This window comes from Catalinimonas alkaloidigena (assembly GCF_900100765.1).
GTDB lineage: Bacteria > Bacteroidota > Bacteroidia > Cytophagales > Flexibacteraceae > Mooreia > Mooreia alkaloidigena.
This window is the reverse complement of the sequence record NZ_FNFO01000003.1, coordinates 69735-88759: the sequence shown is the minus strand read 5'-3', so window position 1 is coordinate 88759 and position 19025 is coordinate 69735. Positions and strand designations below refer to the sequence as shown.

Here is a 19025-nt window from a genome sequence, read left to right as displayed (position 1 = left end):
GCCGCTTGCGGACGGTGGCGTTATTGCACCACCAGGCGCAGCGAGTCGGCCTTGGTCCGCACTTTTAACCAAGCCGAAAGGCGGTTCAGGTCCGTTTGGCGGGGGCGTCGCCGGAAGCGGCAGTAGGCCAGCATTACGGTGTCGTGCCGGTGGCTGTTCATGTCGGCGATTATCGTCGGCGTGATGGAAAACTCCGATACATCTTTGTACTGCACTTTCAGCTCCTGCCCGATGTCGGTAACCGGCAAGGTATCGTTCTGATACTTACGCAGCTCGCGTTCCAACAGGGCAATCTGCCAGTCTTTGCTTTGCAGTGCCTCTTCGTTTTTGCGGTACAATTCTTCGATGATGCCCGTCTTCAGGTTCTGGTTCATCTGCTCGACGGTCGCCACGTCGATGCTGCCTTTGGGCGTGTACCCCTGATGCACCGTCAGGGTGGCACTGCCCAGCCCGTAGCCCGGCAGCTTTTTCTCGATGTGATGAATCAGGTCGGCCGCAACCGGCTCGCCAAACAACGTGACTTCGATGCGGCCGCTGTCGCCCAGAGCCTCTACTTCATGGCTGATCACCTGCGTGTTGGGGAAATGAAGCTCCTGACGGATGAACTGTTGCGCGTTTCGCTCGAACAGGCTGCGGCGCACCACCTGATAGCCCGTGTAAACGCTGGGCATAATCGCGATGAGTACAAACAGCGTAATGAACGACTTTACCCGCTTTTCCCGGGCAGGATCGACAAACTCTTTGCGGGGGTATTTCAGGTAACGGACGATGACAAACGTCGCCAGGCTGATGAAAACGCTGTTGATGAAGAACAGATAAAACGCTCCGAAGAAGTAGTAGAAATTGCCGGAAGCCAGCCCGAAGCCCGCGGTGCAGAGCGGTGGCATCAGGGCGGTGGCAATGGCTACGCCCGGCACGGCGTTGCTTTTCTCGCGCCTCGACCCCGCCACGATACCGGCCAGGCCGCCGAAAATGGCGATCAGCACGTCCCACAGCGTCGGCTGCGTACGTGCCAGCAATTCCGATTGCGCGTCGCTCAGCGGTGTGATGGTAAAGTAAATCGTAGACGTCAGGACACTGATGGTGGCGGCAATGGCCAGGTTTTTCATCCCCGTCTTGATCAGTTCCCAGTCGTTGATGCCGATGCCCAGCCCAATGCCCATGATGGGACCCATTAGTGGGGAAATCAACATCGCGCCGATGATGACCGCCGTCGAGTTGACGTTGAGCCCGATGGAGGCGATTAGAATGGCGAAAATCAAAATCCAGAGGTTAGTGCCCCGGAACACCACGCCTCGCTTGATGTCGTCGATGGTCTTTAGTTCATCGGCCTTGTCTTCTTCCAGGTTGACCAGATCGCGCAAAAACGCGAAAATGATGCGCGCAGGGCGGTAGTAGGTGCGACGTGACGGGGGAGCGGGGGGCTGTTGGGTAGGCAAACTCATGGCTGCAAAATTGGAACCTCCAATATACCACGTTGCCGGTCAACAGCACCAAATGCCTGACAGACAGGCTTGTAAGAAACAATGGCAAGAAGAGATTTCGTACCAGAGAAACACCGCAAAACGGTAGCGACTCTTGCAACGAAATCTCCTCCGAACGCTCATCTGATTTCTACAAATGCAAGGAAAACAAGGTCGAACCAGCAAGCGCTTATTCGCCTTCCCCCGCCGTGCGTGTGGCTTCCAGGTAATGTGCACCCTGTACAACCAGTGGCGCATCGGTCGGAAGCTGGTCGGCATTGAGAATGGTGACGTAATCGCCCTGGCGTTTCCCGATCTGCACCGGATGTTTGCGAAACGTGCCGGTGGCTTCCTGAGTAAACACGAAGTAGTTTTCCTGCTCGCGCACCAACGCGTCGGTCGGAAGCGTGGGGACCGTGTCGGCATCGGTCAGAATGGTGGCCTGTACAAACATACCGGGCTTCAGAGCGTGTTCTTCCGTCAGCGGATGGGCATGAACCTGCACGGTTTTGCTCATGGGGTCTACTACCTCGCCAATCAGGTAAATCTCCCCCCGAAACGTATGGTCCGGTGCGCCATTCACCAGGAACGTGAGTTTCTGCTGCTTTTTCAGCTGAAGTACGTCTTTTTCAAACACTTGCAACTCCAGGTGAATGTGCTCCTTGTTGATGATTTCCAGCATGGGATCTTGAGGATCTACGTACGAACCGGTACTGACGTGCACCGCGCCGACCCGTCCCTGGATGGGGGCCGGAATGGAGATGGTCTGCCGAATGGTGGAGGGCGTGACCGACGCCGGGTCGATGCCCAGCAGTTGGAGCTGTGCCGCCAGTGACGCCTGCCGTGCCTGTAGCGTGGCGTATTCCGACTCCGTTTGTTCGAACGACTTGCGGGCCAGGGCGTTGTTCTCGCTCAGCGTTCTGCGGCGCTCGTATTCTTTCTCCTGAAAGGTAAGCTGGCTGTTGGCTTCCAGGTAGCGTTCCTGCAGCCGGATGTAGTCGGGGTGGCGCAGCGTGAGAAGCGTTTGCCCGGCGCGGACGTCGTCGCCCGGCAGCACGCGCAGCGACTGCACAAAGCCTGCCAGCGGCGGACTGATAACGGCCCGGCCCTGGGGCGGTACGTCGATCACCCCGTTGCAGTTTACCTCCCGCGCCATGGGACGGGGGGTGATTTGACCGAGCTGGATACCCGCCTGGCTGAGTTGCTCGGCCGTCATGCGGACCTGATCTTCGGCCGGCGCGGCGGCTGTGTCGGACGCGGCGGTTTCCGGAGCGGTTGGTGTGGACTGGCAAGCCAAAAGGAACACGGCCCAAAGCACGGTTCCGGTATATGTCAAAAGCGATTTCATGACGCAAAAAGGGTATTCAGACGAATGATGAGTTGATTGTACTGATAGAGCTGATCCTGGTAGGTAGTCTGGATGTTCAGGGCTTCCTGGAGGTTCAGCAGGTGCTCGTAATAGGCAATTTCGCCGTTCTGATAGAGTAGCGTGGAGGTTTCGGTCAGGGTCTGGGCCTGGGGCAGCGCATTCTCTTCGAAGTAACGTAGCTTTTCTTCCACCTGAGCGATCTGTTCCGCAAGCATTTGGGTTTCCTGATTCAACCGAAACTGCGCGTAGATGTACTGGTTGTCGGCGACGTCGCGGCTGATGCGCGCGGCCTGCATGCGGGCTTGCTGTGGCACAAACCACAGCGGGAACGAGATGCCGAGCTGCCATCCTCTAAAGCCGGGCACGCCTTCCAGCTCCTGGTTGAAATAACCGGCCGTAAAGCTGGGTGAAAGGCCGGCCCGTGTTACCTTGAGTTCGGCCTGCGCCCGCGCCGCTTCCGCCGCATATTGCCGCACCAGCGGGGCGGCCAAGGCACGCGTGCTGTCGTTAGCGCGTACTAGTTGCGGCCGCTGACCTTGCGCCAGCGGAACCCGCATCGGCACCTGGGCAGAGAGCCGGAGGGGTTGCTGGGTAAACAGAAGCTGTTGCAACTGCCGCCGCGCTACGGCCTGTTCGGTTTGCAGTTGCCGGAGTTGGGTAACCAGTTCGGCCTGTCGTGTTTGTGTAGCCAGTTTTTCGAGGTAAGGACTTTCGCCGGTCTGGTAACGCAGGTCGGCCACCGCTACCACGGTGTCGTAGCGGGCGGCGTACCGCTGCAGAATCCGGCGTTTCTGTTCCAGCATCACCCACCGGTAGTACGTGCTGTACACTTCGCCGATCAGGTTACGTTCCTGCACCACCTGCGTAGCTTCCTGCACCTGTACTTCCTGACGTTGCAATTGGCCGCGCGCCAGGTGTTCCAGCGGGGCACCGAAGTTCTGGTGCACCTGCCAGTAGTTATCCGTGAGGCTGGAGTTGATCTGCCCCCGTTGCCAGGTAGCGCTGGTTGTGCCCAGGTCGAAGGCCGTACGTTGCAGCGCTTGGGCCGCTTCGATACGCAGTTGGGCATTCTGTAAGTCCGGGTTGCGGGCGCGCGCCAGCCGGAGGGCTTCGTCGAGCGAGACTTCGAGCGTATCGGGCGTCGCCTCATTCGTTTGAGCCTGCAGCAACGCAGGGCAGAAGAACAGCACCACAAAGACCGCCAACCCCTTTTTTCGACGGAAAGCTTGCGATAAGCCGCCTTCTTCCACCCAACTGTAGAGCACCGGCAGCACCAGCAGCGTCAGCAGCGTGGCCGTGACCAACCCGCCAATGACCACCGTCGCCAGAGGCCGTTGTACTTCGCCGCCCGCCGTCGTAGACAGCGCCATCGGCAAAAAGCCCAGCGAGGCCACCGCCGCCGTCATCAGCACCGGACGCAGGCGCACCAGCGCCCCCTGCCGAACGCGCTCACGGATGTCGCCGACGCCTTCCTGTTTGAGTTGGTTCAGGTACCCGACCAACACAATACCGTTCAGTACGGCCACGCCAAACAAGGCAATGAAGCCCACCCCGGCCGAAATGCTGAAGGGCATGTCGCGCAGCCAGAGCGCCAGAATGCCGCCGATGGCCGAGAGCGGAATGGCGGTGAAGATCAGCAGCGCCTGCGTAAACGAATGGAACGTGAAGAACAGCAAAAGGAAAATCAGCAGCAGCGAGATGGGCACGGCTATCATCAGACGGTCTTGCGCCGCCTGTAAGTTTTCGAACTGACCACCGTAGCGGATGTAGTAGCCGGGCGGCAGCGGCAATTGCGCGGTTAATTTCTGCTGAATTTCCTCCACCAGACTTTTCACGTCGCGGTTGCGGACGTTGATGCCCACGTTGATCAGGCGGTGGGTATTCTCGCGCGAGACCTGCATCGGGCCTTCGTCCAGGCGGATGGTTGCCACGTCCGACAGCGGCACCAGCGTGCCCGACGGTGCCCGCACAAACAGCAGTTGCAGCGACTCCGGATTACGCCGAAACGTTTCGTTGAGCCGCACCACGAGGTCGAACCGGCGCTCCTCTTCGTAAACCAGCCCGGCGCTTTGCCCGGCCAGCGCGGTGCGAATTGCCGTATTCAACTGCTCGATGTTCAGGCCGTAGCGCGACATCGCCTCCCGGTTGTAATCGATCACGATCTGCGGCGAACCTTCCAGTTGCTGCACGCGGATGTCGGCCGCTCCCGGAATTTTCGAGATGATGGCCGCGGCCTGTTGCCCCTTTTCGAAAAGCAGGTTCAGGTCGTCGCCGTAAATCTTGAGTGCGATGTCGGATTTCGAACCCGTAATCAGTTCGTTGAACCGAAGTTGGATGGGCTGCGTGAACTCGAAGTTAGCCCAACTGATGGACGAAAGTTTCTCTTTCATCATCCCGACCAGTGCTTCCCGGTCGTCGGTCGTGGTCCACTCGTCCTTTTCCTTCAGGATGATCATCACGTCGGTATCGGTCATGGCCATCGGGTCGGTCGGCACCTCGGCCGTGCCGATTTTCGAAACGACGTGCTCCACTTCGGGGAAATTGTCGCGTAGAATTTTCTCGGCCTTGGTGGTGGTGCGGATCGACTCTTCCAGCGAACTGCCGGGCGGGATGGTCATCTGCATGGCGAAGTCGCCCTCTTCCAGCGTAGGAATAAACACGGCCCCCAACCGGAAAAAGAGGAGCAGGCTCAGCACAAACGCCGTAACGGCCGTGATGATGACGATCAGCCGGTGGCGCAGGGCGAAGTTCAGGACGGGCAGGTAACGCCGCTGCACCGCCATGATCAGCCGGTCGGCCCAGGTGACTTTGGTTTCTACCTTTTTGCTCAGAAACAGTGCTGACATCATCGGGACGTAGGTCAGCGACAGAATCAGCGCCCCCAGAATGGCGAACGAGACGGTCAGGGCCATGGGACGGAACATCTTGCCTTCGATGCCGACCAGCGTCATGATAGGCAGGTAAACAATCAGGATGATGATCTCGCCGAACGCGGCCGACTGCCGGATCCGTACCGCCGACTCGGCCACTTCGTCGTCTAACTGCGTCTGTGTCAGTCGGGTGGGCGTTTGCCCGAACTTGTCGTGCAGACGGTGGACGATGCTTTCCACGATGATCACGGCGCCGTCCACAATCAGCCCGAAGTCGATGGCGCCGAGGCTCATCAGGTTGGCCGACACGCCGAACAGGTTCATCATGCCGAGGGCGAACATCATGGCCAATGGAATAACCGAGGCGACAATCAGGCCGGCGCGCAAGTTGCCGAGCAACAGCACCAACACGAAGATCACGATCAGCCCGCCTTCAATCAGGTTTTTCTGCACCGTATGAATGACGCGCTCCACCAGCCGCCCCCGGTCCAGGTAAGCGTTGAGTTCCAGCCCTTCGGGCAGCGACGTCTGGATCTGGGCGATCCGCGCCTCCACGTTTTCGACGGCGTTAACGGCGTTGTAGCCCTTCAGCATCAGCGTGATGCCGCCAACCACTTCGCCTTCACCGTCTTTGGTCATGGCACCGAAACGGGGCGCGAAGCCGTTGGTCACCTCGCCTATGTCGCGAATCAGCACGGGCACATTGTTAAGGGTTTTCACCACAATGGCGCCAATCTCGCTGGGTGAGCGGACCAAACCCTCGGCACGGACGTAATAGGCGTTCGGACCTTCTTCAAAGTAGCTGCCGCCGGTATTTTGGTTGTTCATCGCCAGCGCCTCGTGTACGTCGTCGAGCGTCAGGTCGTAGCTGCGCAACCGCCGCGGGTCGATGGCGATCTCGTACTGCCGCAAGAAGCCGCCGAAGCTGCTGACTTCCACGATGCCCGGCGTCCCGGCCAGCTGCCGTTTTACAATCCAGTCCTGGATGGTGCGCAGGTCCATCGCCGTAAACCGGTCTTCGTAGCCGGGCTGTACGTCCAGCGTGTATTGGTAGATCTCGCCCAGACCCGTAGTGATGGGCATCAGCTCGGGGCGTCCGAGCGCGGGCGGAATCTGCTCGGCGGCCGTGGTGAGGTGTTCGCTGATCAGCTGCCGCGCCGCCAGCGTAGACACGCCTTCCTCAAATACGATGGTGACGACCGAAAGGCCGTAGCTGGAAATCGACCGGATTTCGACCACGTCCTGCGTATTGGCAACGGCCAGTTCGACCGGATACGTAATGAATTTTTCAACCTCCTGAGGGGCCAGCGAGGGCGAAATGGTCACGACCTGTACCTGATTGCTGGTGATGTCAGGAACGGCGTCGATCGGGAGTTGTCGGTAAGAATAAACGCCCCAAGCCACCAACCCCAGGGCCATCAGGCCGATAATGAGCTTGTTGCGGACGGAAAAATGAATGATGGAATCGATCATGAGAATGCCTGATTAAATAGCACAGACACCCACCCTTCGTCGGAGGAAGGGTAGGAGTATAGACAACCCGGAAGGAATCAGGCAACGGGCGGCGCACGCAGGGGCGTGGCGCTACAGAAAAGGAAAAAGTAAGCGGTAGGAACGTAAGCGGCGTACGACGGCTGTGCGGGCGGCGCGTGGGCAGGGGGAAGCAACCTTTGGCCCGGCAGGTTGGGCAGCGCAAAATCGGCACGGGGGGGAGTGGGCTGGTCGGCCGCCGTGGCGGCAACTTCCGACTGAAAATCGCTAGGCTGGTAATTTTCCAGGTGCTGCGGACCCTCGTCCAGCCAGAAAACACCTCCTAATAAAGAACCCAGCCCTGCTTCGGCCGAAACAGTCTGTGTGACGATCCGCGTTTTGTGCGTGGTATGGACGTGCGGAAAGAGGCTGTGGGCCATCAGAATCATCCAGGCCAGCAACATAAGTCCGTATGCCGTCCACTTTCGTCGCATAAGCAAAGGTAAACATTTCCGGAACCGCTCGTAAAACCCCGGACTTAATTTGGAACGATTTTAAGTGTTGGATTGCCCGCTATGCCGCTGCCGGCCGGTAGAATTAAAATGGCTGTCGTCGTAACGAGGAAAGAATCCGACTCGTATGAGCATGTACCGACAGTTTTATTTTGTCAAAATTGAATTAACGTCATGAAAATCGAATCATTAAGAAATCTATATGTCAAGGAGTTGCATCAATTGTATCATACCGAAAAACAGCTGGTAGATGCGCTCCCTAAAATGGCTAAATCGGCCCGCAACGAAGACCTGCGCCAGGCGTTTCTGGATCACGTGAAAGAGACAAAAGCACAGGTAAGTCGGCTGGAAGCCATCTTCAACCATCTGGGCGAAGAGGCGACTTCCGAAAAAAATAAGTCCATTGAAGGGCTGGTCGCCGATGCGGAAAACTACGTGAAAGCCGGTGGGGATCAGGATTCGGTCGATGCAGCGTTGATCTTTGCCGCGCAAAAAGCCGAGCACCTGGAAATTGCCAGCTACGGCACGCTGATCGCCTTCGCCAAAGAGTTGGGTTTTGTAACGGATGTGCAGTTACTTGAAACCTCGTTGGCAGAAGAAAAAAATACAGATAAAAAACTCACACAGATTGCTGTGGGTGGAAAAGTAAACCACGAAGCGCTGTCTGAAAGCGGCTACCGCAAAAAGAGCAGCGGATTTTCGTGGGGAACGCTCTTTCTGCTGGCCGGCGCCGGTGCTGCCATTTATTACCTGGCACCGCAGCTGGACAAAGACACGAAAGAAAACCTCAACAAATTTTTAAATAACGTGCTGGGAAGCGTTAAAGAGGGCTCAGAGAAGGTAAAAGCCAGCGTAGAGTCGACCAGCCGCGACGTAGCGGAAAATGTAAAATCCGTCAGCAACGATTTGCGCAGCAAGACAGAAGAAGTTGTGAATAAATACCGCAACTAAGTCGCTAAAAATCAGCGCTTAATATCCTAAAAGAAAGTGCCTCCAAGCGTCAGATTTTGGAGGCACTTTCGTTATTATTTCATAACTCTGCAAATAAACGTCAAAACCTACACATATAAGGGTTCACTATAAGGTTGATTGATTGTATTTTTCCTAGTACGGGGAATCCTTTGAGTAAAAAATTTCTTAATTAGCAGAACACTACAGTTTTTAATCTCCCAATAAGTTAAATGATTTCATCATGAAACTAAAGATTTCCGCTCTGATTGTACTAGTACTGACCTTGGGTACGGCGCTGCCTTCGTACGCACAGGACGCTGAGGCTAGTACGGAAGAAGCAAGCAATACGCTGAATGCGCAGTTCGAATCGCTGAAGAAGAGCTCTAACCGCTACGAGGACTACAAGGTGGTGAAGGAATTTAAGTTGAATGCATTGTGGAAAAACGTGCAGGACTCTGTGCAGGTCTTACAGACGCAAATCGGGACGCTTCAGCAGCAACTTGCTTCGCAGGAGCAGGAATTACAGGACTTGAAGGGACAGCTGGCCAAGCGTGGTGAAGAACTGGAGCGCAGCGAACGCCAGAATGCGACCATCTCTTTCCTGGGTATGGATGTATTGAAAGAAACGTACTCGACCGTGATGTGGAGTATCGTGGGCATTTTGCTGGTGCTGATGCTGGGCGCGATCTACAAATTCCAGAGCAGCAACAAAGTGACGACCCGGACACGCCGCGAATACGAGGCCTTAAACGAAGAGTTTGAGGAGTTTCGCAAGCGTTCGCGTGAGCGCGAAATCAAGATCAAGCGCGAACTGCAAACGGAGCGGAATCATTTGGAGGAACTTCGTCAGAAGATTTCGTACCACAACAAGATCTAAGACCATTTGTGTCACCTATGAAAAGAAAGCCGCCGTTGCCCGAGCAACGGCGGCTTTTGCTTTTTACCAGGAAACTCATTGAGGGAGGAGTACGGTCCTAACGTATGAGTTGAATTGTCATTAAGTTGGTAGAAGTCTTTGAACAGATCCGTGGGAAACCCGCGCCCGGACTGTCTTACTCTACTTTCTCGGGTGGATTGTAACCCAACATCCTCCATTCTTCATCATAGATCGATGCGTAGCGAATTTCGATCTGAGGCTGCGCCTGCAGAAACGTTTTCAGTTTGATCACTTCCCGAGGTGAGGATACATAAATCATTTCGATTTGTTCGCCAGCCGGCACCACCCTACCCGGCTCCAGGTTAGAGTAGACAAAATTGATGCGTAGTGAGTCAGGTAGCACTTTCTCTAAAAAGTTAGCCGGATCTAAGGCATAGACTGTATCGCGATAGTGCATCCGAACTTCGCGGATAAAGGCAGGGCCAACCCCGTTATTGGTAAGGATGAATTTGAAATAGTCGTGGGCTTGCGAATTCCATACTTCAAGGTAGGGCATCACCGAGGCGTACTGTTGCTTGAGGTAAGCCTGTTGCTGATTCTGGAGTAGTTGGGTCTGCTGATTTTGTAACTTGGTCTGATCGCGCAAAAATTGGGTCTGGTCGTGCAGAAGGCGCGTCTGGTACGAGAAGATGATGAACGTACCCAGACTGACGCACAAAGCCGTGATGCTGATGACCTTATCGACATTCCACTGCCAGGCGCGGTGGGGCGGTGATGGTGGGGAGGGCTGCTCCTCAGGGACGGGCGACGTTTCCATTCATCAAACTACCGAAAACTTCTCAGTGATACCACGGCCGGAGTGCATCGGCCAGGGTGCGGTCGTTCGACAGGCGCGGTACTTTGTTCTGGCCACCCAGCTTGCCCTGCGATTTCATGTACTCGCGGAACGCGTCGCGTTTCAGAGGCGTCACCCGAAGGGGCTCCAGGATGCTCCCCGAAATCAGGTCGTCGTAGTAAATGTTGAGCTTGCGCAACGCCTCGTCCAACCGGCGTTCGAACGCAGGCAGGTTGGCAGGCGGTTTGGCAAATTCGATGAGCCATTCGTGGTGCGGCAATCCGTCGTCGGGGGTCACCTGAGGGGCCACCGTAAATTCGACCAGTTCGACTTCCGGGTGATACTCCCGTGTGGTGCGCATGGCATTTTCGACCTCTTCGCCAATCACGTGCTCGCCAAAGGCCGAGATAAAGTGTTTGATGCGCCCGGTCACCAACAAACGGTACGGTTGCTTGGAGACAAACTTGACGGTGTCGCCCAGCGAATATCCCCACAGGCCGGCGTTGTTGCTCAGCACCACGGCGTAGTTCTTGCCCAGCTCGACTTCACCGATAGTCAGGCGGGTGGGGTTTTCGTCGAAAAACTCTTCGACCGGCACAAATTCGTAGAAAATTCCGCTGTTGAGTAGCAGCAAGAGACCTTCTTTGCGCTGAGAATCCTGGTAGGCGATGAAGCCTTCCGACGCCGGATAGGTTTCGATGGAATCGATGCGTTTGCCGATCGTCTCGAACATTTTTTTGCGGTACGGCTCAAAGTTGACGCCTCCGTACACCAGCAGCGAAAAATTCGGGAAAATGTCTTTGATGGGTTTGCCGCCCGTGCGTTCCTGCAGACGATCAAAGTACATCTGCACCCAGGGGGGAATGCCCGAAATCAGCGACATGTCGGCGTGGAGCGTCTCGTCGATGATGCGTTCCAGCTTGGTTTCCCAGTCGTCGATGCAATTGGTTTCGTAGCTGGGTTTCTGGTTCGTACGCAGGTAGCTGGGAACGTGGTGGTTGACAATGCCCGACAAACGACCTACGTAGATGCCGTTCTTTTTGTACATCTCGGGGCTGCCCGACAGGAAGATCAGGTTCCGGTCCAGAAACGACGCCTTGCCCGTTTCGTTTACATAGCAGAGCAGGGCGTTGCGTGCCGAGTTGATGTGGTTGGGAATCGAGTCTTTGGAGATCGGGATGTACTTGATGCCCGAAGTGGTGCCGGAGGTTTTGGCAAAGTACAGCGGCTGACCGGGCCACAGCACGTCTTTTTCGCCTTCCACCACACGGTTGATGTAGGGAGAAAGCGCTTCGTAGTCGCGAATGGGAACCTGGCGACGGAACGCCTCGTGCGAAGCGATGTCGGCAAAGCCGTGATCGCGCCCGAAGGCGGTTTCTTTTCCCTGCTGAAGCAGCTGTTGAAAGACCGTCTGCTGGCTTTCGACGGGGCGCGCCGACCACTTGCGGATGTCGGCTTTTACCCAGGCGGCCAGCGGTTTACTCAAAATGGCTCTGATTCCCATGCGACTGTTAACGTGCTGCCAAAAGTAACGATTTTATAAAGTGCGCAGCAACGGCGTCGCGGTCACCACTGACGCTGCCATTCTGACCGGCTGTGGAAGGAAGGTAGTATTTTTGGCGTTATTGGCGCAGGTTTGCACAAGGATTGCTGTGGGCTACACAATTTTGCCGAACCGAACGTTAACGTGATTATGAAACGAACCCTATTCACCATACTTCTTGCTTTTGTGGCCGGGCTGGCCGGCGCGTTCACGTACCAACGGTGGTTTGTGCCTCCGGCGCCGACCGGCCTGGTGCAGACGGTCAGCCAAACGGACGAAGCGCCCCTGTTGCGTGCGCATCCCTTATCTGCCAACCCCACTGCCGCCATCTCGGCTCACCTGAGCGAAGACTTTGTGCGTGCTTCGGCCGTGAGCACGCCCAGCGTCGTTTACATCAAGAATACGTCGGCCCCGCAGGCAGTCAGCTGGTTCGATCAGTTTTTCGGTGGAGCTTCCGGGCAGCGCGTGAGTTCCGGTTCAGGGGTTATTTTTTCGGCCGACGGCTACATCATCACCAACAACCACGTGGTGGACGATGCCGCTTCGCTGGAAGTTATTCACGATGAGCGTTCATATGCCGCACGGGTGGTCGGGACCGATCCTTCGACCGATTTGGCGGTGCTGAAAATCGAGACGAACGGACTTCCCGCCATCAAGATTGCCGCTTCGCGCCAGGTGCAGGTCGGCGAGTGGGTACTGGCGGTGGGCAATCCGTTTAACCTGACCTCTACGGTGACGGCGGGTATTGTGAGTGCGAAAGGGCGCAACATCAACATCGTCAACAGTCGCTTCCCCATCGAATCTTTTATTCAAACCGATGCGGCGATCAACCCGGGCAATTCGGGCGGTGCGCTGGTGAACGCCCAGGGGGAGTTGATCGGCATCAATACGGCGATTTACTCCCAAACCGGCTCGTACACCGGGTATGGTTTTGCCGTTCCGTCCGACATTGTCACCAAGGTAGTGGGGGATTTGATTGAATACGGCGAGGTGCAGAAAGCCTACCTGGGTGCTGACGTGCTGGACGTGACGCCCGAACTAGCCAATCGGATTGGACTCGACAACTTTGCCGGCGTGGTAATCTCGTACCTGCAACCGGACGGCGCGGCCGATAAAGCGGGACTGCAGCAAGGAGACGTCATCTTAAAAATCAACGGCCTGACGGTGCACGGCAAAGGCACCTACGATGAAGAGATGAGCTACTTCAACCCCGGCGACCGGGTACGCCTGACCTACCGCCGCGACAACAAACTGCGCGAAGCCGAGTTGGTGCTCACCAACCGCGAAGGCACTACGGAACTACTGCGCCGCGAAATTTACAACTCAGAACTTCTGGGTGCCGATCTGGAAGTGGTGTCGAAAGTAGAGCGCGACCGGATGGGCATTGCCAACGGCGTGCGCGTGCTTGGCGTGCAACGCGGCATTCTGAACCAGATGAATCTGCGTAGTGGGTTTGTCATCACCGCCATCAACCGCCAGGCCGTTACCAAACCGCAGGATGTGGAACGACTCCTGTCACAGGCCCGCGGCAAAACCATCATCGAAGGCGTTAACGAAAAAGGCGTTAAAGGCTACTATTCGTTCTATCTCTGATGCTGCCAACCCGCGCGCGCAAAGCGAAGCGGTCGGAAATTTTTGCTTTTTCTCCTGAAATTTCCGACCGCTTTAAATGCCCGGGCCTAACGGCTCAGTCCCGGCGTTCTTTGTTAATTCGGTTCAGCCTTACTTTGCCGGCCAACCTAGGTCCTGATTTTCACGTTTTTCAAAAAAACTTACGACGACATCGTGCTGGATTTCAGGCATAAATAGTAACTAAACGATTAATTTATTACATTTGATATTCTGCCTTCCTGGCAAGGCGCTGTTTTTGTGCAATTGGATCTTTGTAAGATGATCTATTCTTTATTTAGATAAATGTAATTGCCTTCTATAACTTTTAACACGAATGGAACAGAAACGAAAGCCCTCCCTTCTGAGTCCTGAATCGATTTTATACGCCCCGCGTACAAAATCTTACATGGACAGCAGTTCCTCCTTCTACACCCGTCCTTTCGCCCGGATTCTGAGCCTTTTCCTGCTGGGCGCAACCGTACTCGTATTTGTGGTAGCCAGCACGTACCAACTCGATGGTGTCAACTTCCTTCAGTTCGGGCTGATGCTCATTCCCGGAACGCTTTACATGCTTTTCCGGTCGTTCTGGTTGCGTACGTAACCGGCGGTTAGACAAAACAAGCTCATAAAAAAGGCTCACTGGGAAACAGCGAGCCTTTTTTGTGGGTGATTTTGGTTCAAATTAGGACTTGCCACGCTGCTTCAGCAGGTGGTTGAGTTCATCCATCGAACTCCGGAATTTCCGGTTGGTTTCGATCAGGTCTTTTACCGCCCGAATGGCGTGGATAACGGTGCTGTGGTCGCGTCCGCCAAAAAACTGTCCGATGCTTTTCAACGAGTAGTCGGTAAATTCTTTGGTGAAATACATGGCCACCTGCCGCGCCATCACCACTTCTTTCTTGCGGGTTTTGGCCTTTAGCGCGTCGGCAGGCACTTTGAAATAATCGGAGACTGATTTCTGAATGTATTCGATATCAATACCGGTTTCTATGTTCTGGACGATGTTCTGAAGAATGTGCTTTGCCAGATCGATGTCAAAATCTTTGCGGTTCAGGGACGACTGGGCAATCATGGAGATCATCACCCCTTCCAGCTCCCGAATGTTGGTCTGCACTTTGGAAGCCAGAAACTCCACCACATCGTAAGGCACGTCGATGCCATCCGTCTGCATTTTCTTTTGGATGATGGCCACACGCGTTTCAAAATCGGGTTGAGACAGGTCGGCCGTCAGGCCCCACTTGAAACGCGAAATCAAACGCTCCTGCATGCCTTTCAGATCGCGCGGCGGGCAGTCGCTTGTCATGATGATCTGGCGGCTGTTTTGCTGGAGGTGGTTGAAGATGTGGAAGAAAATCTCTTGTGTTCTTTCTTTACCCGCCAGGAACTGTACATCGTCGATGATGAGCGCGTCAACCCCGAGGTAAAAGTTGGTGAACTCCTGAATCCCGTTGTTCTTAACCGCTTCGATAAACTGATTGGTAAACTTCTCGGACGAGACGTAGAAGATCACTTTGTCTTTGTAGTCTTCTTTGATCTTGTTCCCAATGGCCTGCACCAAGTGGGTTTTGCCCAGACCTACGCCTCCGTAGATCATCAGCGGGTTGAACGACGTGGTCCCCGGACGGGCCGCTACGGCGAGGCCCGCCGACCGCGCCAGGCGGTTGCAGTCTCCTTCGACGTAGGTGTCGAATGTATAGCGATCGTTCAGGCAGGTTTCGGCAGCGTACTGTTGGTAGGGCGCCAACGTAGCCACGGCGGTGTCTTCTGACGTACCGTTGTATTTGCTCTTTTTGGTCTTTACTTCCTGTACTGCTTCCGGGCGGCGTGTGCTTTTGGGGCGGCTCGTTGGGAGATTAATAGTATAGGGCTTATTGTGCTCGTTGCCACCGTCCACAATAATGGAATATTCCAATTTTCCGTTTGGCCCTAATACCACATCCACCACGTGCCGTAACAGGCTGACATAGTGCTCCTCCAACCACTCATAGAAGAACTGGCTGGGTACCTGGATAGTCAACTCGTGGCCCTCTAGTCGCAGGGGTACAATCGGCTCAAACCACGTATTGTAGCTTTGTTCGCCAACATTATCCCGTATTATCTTGAGACAATGCTTCCATACCGCACGACAATCTGTTGCCATCCGAAAGAGTTTCTAAAGAGATTTAACTGACAGGTTTTCTAACAGAGGGGAACAAATTTTTGAAAAAAAAACGAAACAAAAAAATTGATTCTGTCTTGACTTTTTTCAACTTTCATATATGGCCGTTTAAACCGCGATATATCTGTATATCTTCATAAAAGAATCAGATAAAAGACAGAGGCCACCCTATGGCTTCAGGGGTTTTGCTTCATTTCATTTTGGCGCATGGGCATGGCGTCGATGGTGCCATACAACTGATCGAGCGTGAGGGGTTTGCGTTCGGTGCGCTTCTCTCCTCCATCTTTGCCGATCAGAATCACCGTAAAGCCCGTGCCGACATCGAAACGCTCGCGCAGCGCCGTAACCTGGGCGGGCGTCAGGGCATCGTTGTCGGGGGTGTACCCCTCGTCCGGAAAAATGCGGAAAAATACCAGATCACGGTCGGCCATGCCCATCTGATCCGACTGCAGGATGGAAACCTGACGCTGGTAGTCGGTAATGTTGGTGTCTTCGGAGAAAATAAGAAGCAGTCGGTTCGACCAACGATACGGTGCCAGCACGTCGCCTGCATTTGACGGTTGATGGGGAGCAGGCTGGCCAGCCGCTCCAGGTCCCTGGAGTGCCATGATAAAAAGCAGGTTAAAGATTATCCGATAGGTTTCCATTCAAATAGTGGAACGACGGAATCCTGCAAAGGTTCAGCCGAAGTGGGCACTACCGCCTGATATGTATGGAGCGTGTTCTGTTCCACTAGGGCTTTTTTTCCTTTCATTACTTTTTCGATGGTGGGCAGGTCGTAATGCTTGATGGTGATCAGCTCCAAATCGTCCGATACTTTGATTTCGAACTGCTCGCGAAGCGAGTCCACCAGCTCTTGCACCTTCCAGGGGTTGTAGTCGCAACAGATGAGAAACGAAATGGCTGAGTTCTGCATCAGGTTGATGTGGAGGTTCTGGCGCGCGCAGGCGTTCAGAATCACGAAGTGGTTGTGTTCACTGACAAACGTCAGGTCGCGGCCACTGAACGAAATCATGCGTTGGTTGCGCTTGAAAATGATGGCAGGCCTCATGCCCTCCGGTTGTCCTTCGCCGATGCAGGTGCCCGGCGCGTCCGGGTTGAGAAATGAGCGTACGTACAGCGGGATGTTGCGACTCTTGAGAGGACGAATGGTTTTGGGATGGATCACCGTGGCGCCGTAATACGTCATTTCGGCGGCCTCTTCGTACGACAAGTTCGGGTAGAGGTACGTGTCGGCAATCCGTTTGGGGTCGGCGTTCAAAATGCCCGGCACGTCTTTCCAGATGGTGACCGAGGCGGCCCGCAGGCAGTGCGCGTAGATGGCGGCCGTAAAATCGGACCCTTCGCGGCCCAGCGTGGTAGTACGCCCGTCGACCGTGCCTCCGATGAAGCCCTGGGTCAGCGCAATTTGCTGTTTGAGCTTGGGTGCCAGTTGGCGTTGCACCTGACTTTCGGTCCAGAGCCAGTCGATGCGGGCTTCGCGCCAGGTCATGTCGGTCTGGATGTAACGTCGGGAATCGATCCACTCCACGGGTAATTCCAGGTGTTGCAGGTAACGCGCCACCAGATGCGACGAGATGATCTCGCCATAGCACAGCACTTGATCGTAACCCTCGTCGAAGGGCACGGAATGGGGGAGGGACGACGCCTTGGTTTCCAGTTTGCCGAACAGGTTGTCGAACAGGGCCACGAGGGTTTCGGGTAGTTCGCCGAACAACTCACGGGCGATGTCTTCGTGGTACTGCCGAATTTCCTGCAAAATCTCCTGCGGATGGTCAACACCGGCTTGCGGTTGGGCATAGGCGCTGTACAGGGCCTCCAGGCGGTTGGTGGTTTGCCCCATGGCCGACACCACAATCAGCAGTTGGTTGCCGGCCGCATGTTGGCGAATGATGTCGGCCGTATTGCGAATAGCCGCTGCGTTTTTTAGGGATGCCCCCCCGAACTTGAAGATTCTGACCATTTGTGCGTAAAAAAAGCCCTTTGATGATTATATTATTTTCTTTCGCCCCTCTGATAAGACAAACGCCCCTGATTCCACCGCGGGGCCAAAAATAGTAAAGATTCGATATGTTGGCTTTGCTGCGGCACAGCAGTCTGGTTTCCATCAGCACTGCGGGCCCGGGCTTGGATTGCCTTATCGAATGCATTGGCCACACGCTTCCTGCTTGGTACACACCGGAAAGACACTATGAAAGAGGAAAAACTAGCATTGCCGGTTGGCGTTACGCTCGACCGCTTCATCATGCGCCATCAGGAGCAGTTTCCATACGCTTCGGGCGAGTTGTCACAACTGCTGCGCGATATTGCGCTGGCGGGTAAAATCATCAACCGGGAGATCAACCGTGCCGGGCTGAGTAACATCGCCGGGGCGTATGGCTCGCAAAATGTGCAGGGCGAGGAACAACAGAAACTCGACGTAGTCGCCGACATTCGTTTTACGCGAGCATTGCGGAACGGCGGCGAGGTCTGCGGAATTATTTCGGAGGAAGAAGAAGACTACATCGATACGGGCAATTACAAAGGGAAATACATCGTGGCGATTGATCCGCTCGACGGTTCCTCCAACATTGACGTAAACGTGTCGATCGGTACGATTTTCTCGATCTACCGGCGGCGCTCGCCCATCGGGACCCCTGTTCAGCCTGAAGACTTTCTACAGCGCGGTGTCGATCAGGTGGCGTCCGGCTACGTTTTGTATGGCTCGTCGTCCATCATGGTATACACCACCGGGCAGGGGGTCAACGGCTTTACGTACGAACCTTCGATTGGTGAGTTCATCCTGTCGCATCCTGAAATCCGTACGCCCAAAAACGGTAAAATTTTCTCGTGCAATGAAGGGTACTACTATCTGTACGACGAATCGATTCGGCAGTACATTGATCAGTGCAAGCGGGAGAAACTGATGGCCCGGTACATCGGCTCGCTTGTGGCCGACTTCCACCGGAACATGCTGAAGGGGGGAATCTACCTCTACCCGGCCACGCCTAAATCACCCCAGGGCAAATTGCGCCTGATGTACGAATGCAATGCTCTGGCTTTTGTGATCGAACAGGCGGGGGGTATGGCGACCGACGGGCAACGGCGCATCATGGAGATCGAACCCACCGGGTTTCACCAGCGTGCGCCCCTTTTCATCGGTTCTCCTCAGATGGTGAAGTCAATCGAAGCGATGATGAACCAGGCGCGGGTGCCCAACCCTACGACCAGCCTTTAAGAAAAATCATATCTACGCGCGCAGTGACTAAGCAAGCCTTGGTTCGGTAGCGTACAGCCTTTGTCTTAGTGCCGCAGCCCACGAAGGTAGCACCGTCCCCTCGCTACGTTTGTGCGGCTGCTTTTTTGTTACCACAAAAAGACGCCCGG

At 55.2% G+C, this 19025-nt stretch carries 14 protein-coding genes; 5 read left to right on the top strand and 9 right to left on the bottom strand.

From position 1 onward, the window contains the following. Positions 1-20: 20 nt before the first annotated feature. The 4 genes from BLR44_RS07525 to BLR44_RS07510 all read right to left on the bottom strand — a co-directional run bounded on the left by BLR44_RS07525 (position 21) and on the right by BLR44_RS07510 (position 7666). Entirely contained in the window at positions 21-1445 is a 1425-nt protein-coding gene (locus BLR44_RS07525) for a TIGR00341 family protein (RefSeq protein WP_089680929.1), read from the bottom strand. Positions 1446-1653: 208 nt separating this feature from the next. Further along, on the bottom strand, positions 1654-2811 hold the full coding sequence (locus tag BLR44_RS07520) for an efflux RND transporter periplasmic adaptor subunit (protein ID WP_089680927.1): 1158 nt from the start codon (positions 2809-2811) through the stop codon (positions 1654-1656). Further along, positions 2808-7175, bottom strand: coding sequence for a CusA/CzcA family heavy metal efflux RND transporter (locus BLR44_RS07515; RefSeq protein ID WP_089680925.1), 4368 nt, complete (start codon positions 7173-7175; stop codon positions 2808-2810). Before BLR44_RS07515 ends, BLR44_RS07520 begins: the two co-directional genes overlap by 4 nt. 77 nt (positions 7176-7252) lie before the next feature. After that, positions 7253-7666: a hypothetical protein gene (locus BLR44_RS07510; protein ID WP_143017175.1), complete on the bottom strand. Its 414-nt coding sequence runs from the start codon at positions 7664-7666 to the stop codon at positions 7253-7255. Positions 7667-7858: 192 nt separating this feature from the next. On the opposite strand from BLR44_RS07510, the gene BLR44_RS07505 reads away from it, so the two are divergent. Together BLR44_RS07505 and BLR44_RS07500 are read left to right on the top strand one after the other, a co-directional pair. Beyond that, entirely contained in the window at positions 7859-8635 is a 777-nt protein-coding gene (locus tag BLR44_RS07505; RefSeq protein ID WP_089680921.1) for a ferritin-like domain-containing protein, read from the top strand. 241 nt (positions 8636-8876) lie between these two features. After that, positions 8877-9512 (top strand): hypothetical protein, encoded by a 636-nt coding sequence (locus tag BLR44_RS07500; RefSeq protein ID WP_089680919.1) that lies wholly within the window; start codon positions 8877-8879, stop codon positions 9510-9512. A gap of 175 nt (positions 9513-9687) precedes the next feature. Here the strand turns inward: BLR44_RS07500 and BLR44_RS07495 are convergent, their stop codons facing one another. Continuing rightward, the gene (locus tag BLR44_RS07495; protein WP_143017174.1) at positions 9688-10329 is read right to left on the bottom strand and encodes a hypothetical protein; all 642 of its coding nucleotides are present in this window, start codon (positions 10327-10329) and stop codon (positions 9688-9690) included. Between the two features lie 22 nt (positions 10330-10351). Continuing rightward, positions 10352-11851: a GH3 auxin-responsive promoter family protein gene (locus BLR44_RS07490; RefSeq protein ID WP_089680916.1), complete on the bottom strand. Its 1500-nt coding sequence runs from the start codon at positions 11849-11851 to the stop codon at positions 10352-10354. 189 nt (positions 11852-12040) lie between these two features. Between BLR44_RS07490 and BLR44_RS07485 the strand changes: the two genes are divergently transcribed. Together BLR44_RS07485 and BLR44_RS07480 are read left to right on the top strand one after the other, a co-directional pair. Next, positions 12041-13483 (top strand): trypsin-like peptidase domain-containing protein, encoded by a 1443-nt coding sequence (locus BLR44_RS07485; protein ID WP_089680914.1) that lies wholly within the window; start codon positions 12041-12043, stop codon positions 13481-13483. Positions 13484-13835: 352 nt separating this feature from the next. After that, positions 13836-14102 (top strand): hypothetical protein, encoded by a 267-nt coding sequence (locus BLR44_RS07480; protein WP_143017173.1) that lies wholly within the window; start codon positions 13836-13838, stop codon positions 14100-14102. Positions 14103-14183: 81 nt separating this feature from the next. Here the strand turns inward: BLR44_RS07480 and dnaA are convergent, their stop codons facing one another. The 3 genes from dnaA to BLR44_RS07465 all read right to left on the bottom strand — a co-directional run bounded on the left by dnaA (position 14184) and on the right by BLR44_RS07465 (position 17622). Then, positions 14184-15641 carry a chromosomal replication initiator protein DnaA gene (gene dnaA, locus BLR44_RS07475; RefSeq protein WP_089680910.1) on the bottom strand — a complete coding sequence of 486 codons (1458 nt, stop codon included), beginning with the start codon at positions 15639-15641 and terminating at the stop codon, positions 14184-14186. Positions 15642-15835: 194 nt separating this feature from the next. Next, positions 15836-16267: a DUF4174 domain-containing protein gene (locus BLR44_RS07470; RefSeq protein ID WP_176955937.1), complete on the bottom strand. Its 432-nt coding sequence runs from the start codon at positions 16265-16267 to the stop codon at positions 15836-15838. A gap of 20 nt (positions 16268-16287) precedes the next feature. After that, on the bottom strand, positions 16288-17622 hold the full coding sequence (locus BLR44_RS07465; RefSeq protein ID WP_089680906.1) for an aspartate kinase: 1335 nt from the start codon (positions 17620-17622) through the stop codon (positions 16288-16290). A gap of 228 nt (positions 17623-17850) precedes the next feature. Between BLR44_RS07465 and fbp the strand changes: the two genes are divergently transcribed. Then, on the top strand, positions 17851-18876 hold the full coding sequence (fbp, locus tag BLR44_RS07460; protein ID WP_089680904.1) for a class 1 fructose-bisphosphatase: 1026 nt from the start codon (positions 17851-17853) through the stop codon (positions 18874-18876). Positions 18877-19025: the final 149 nt, after the last annotated feature.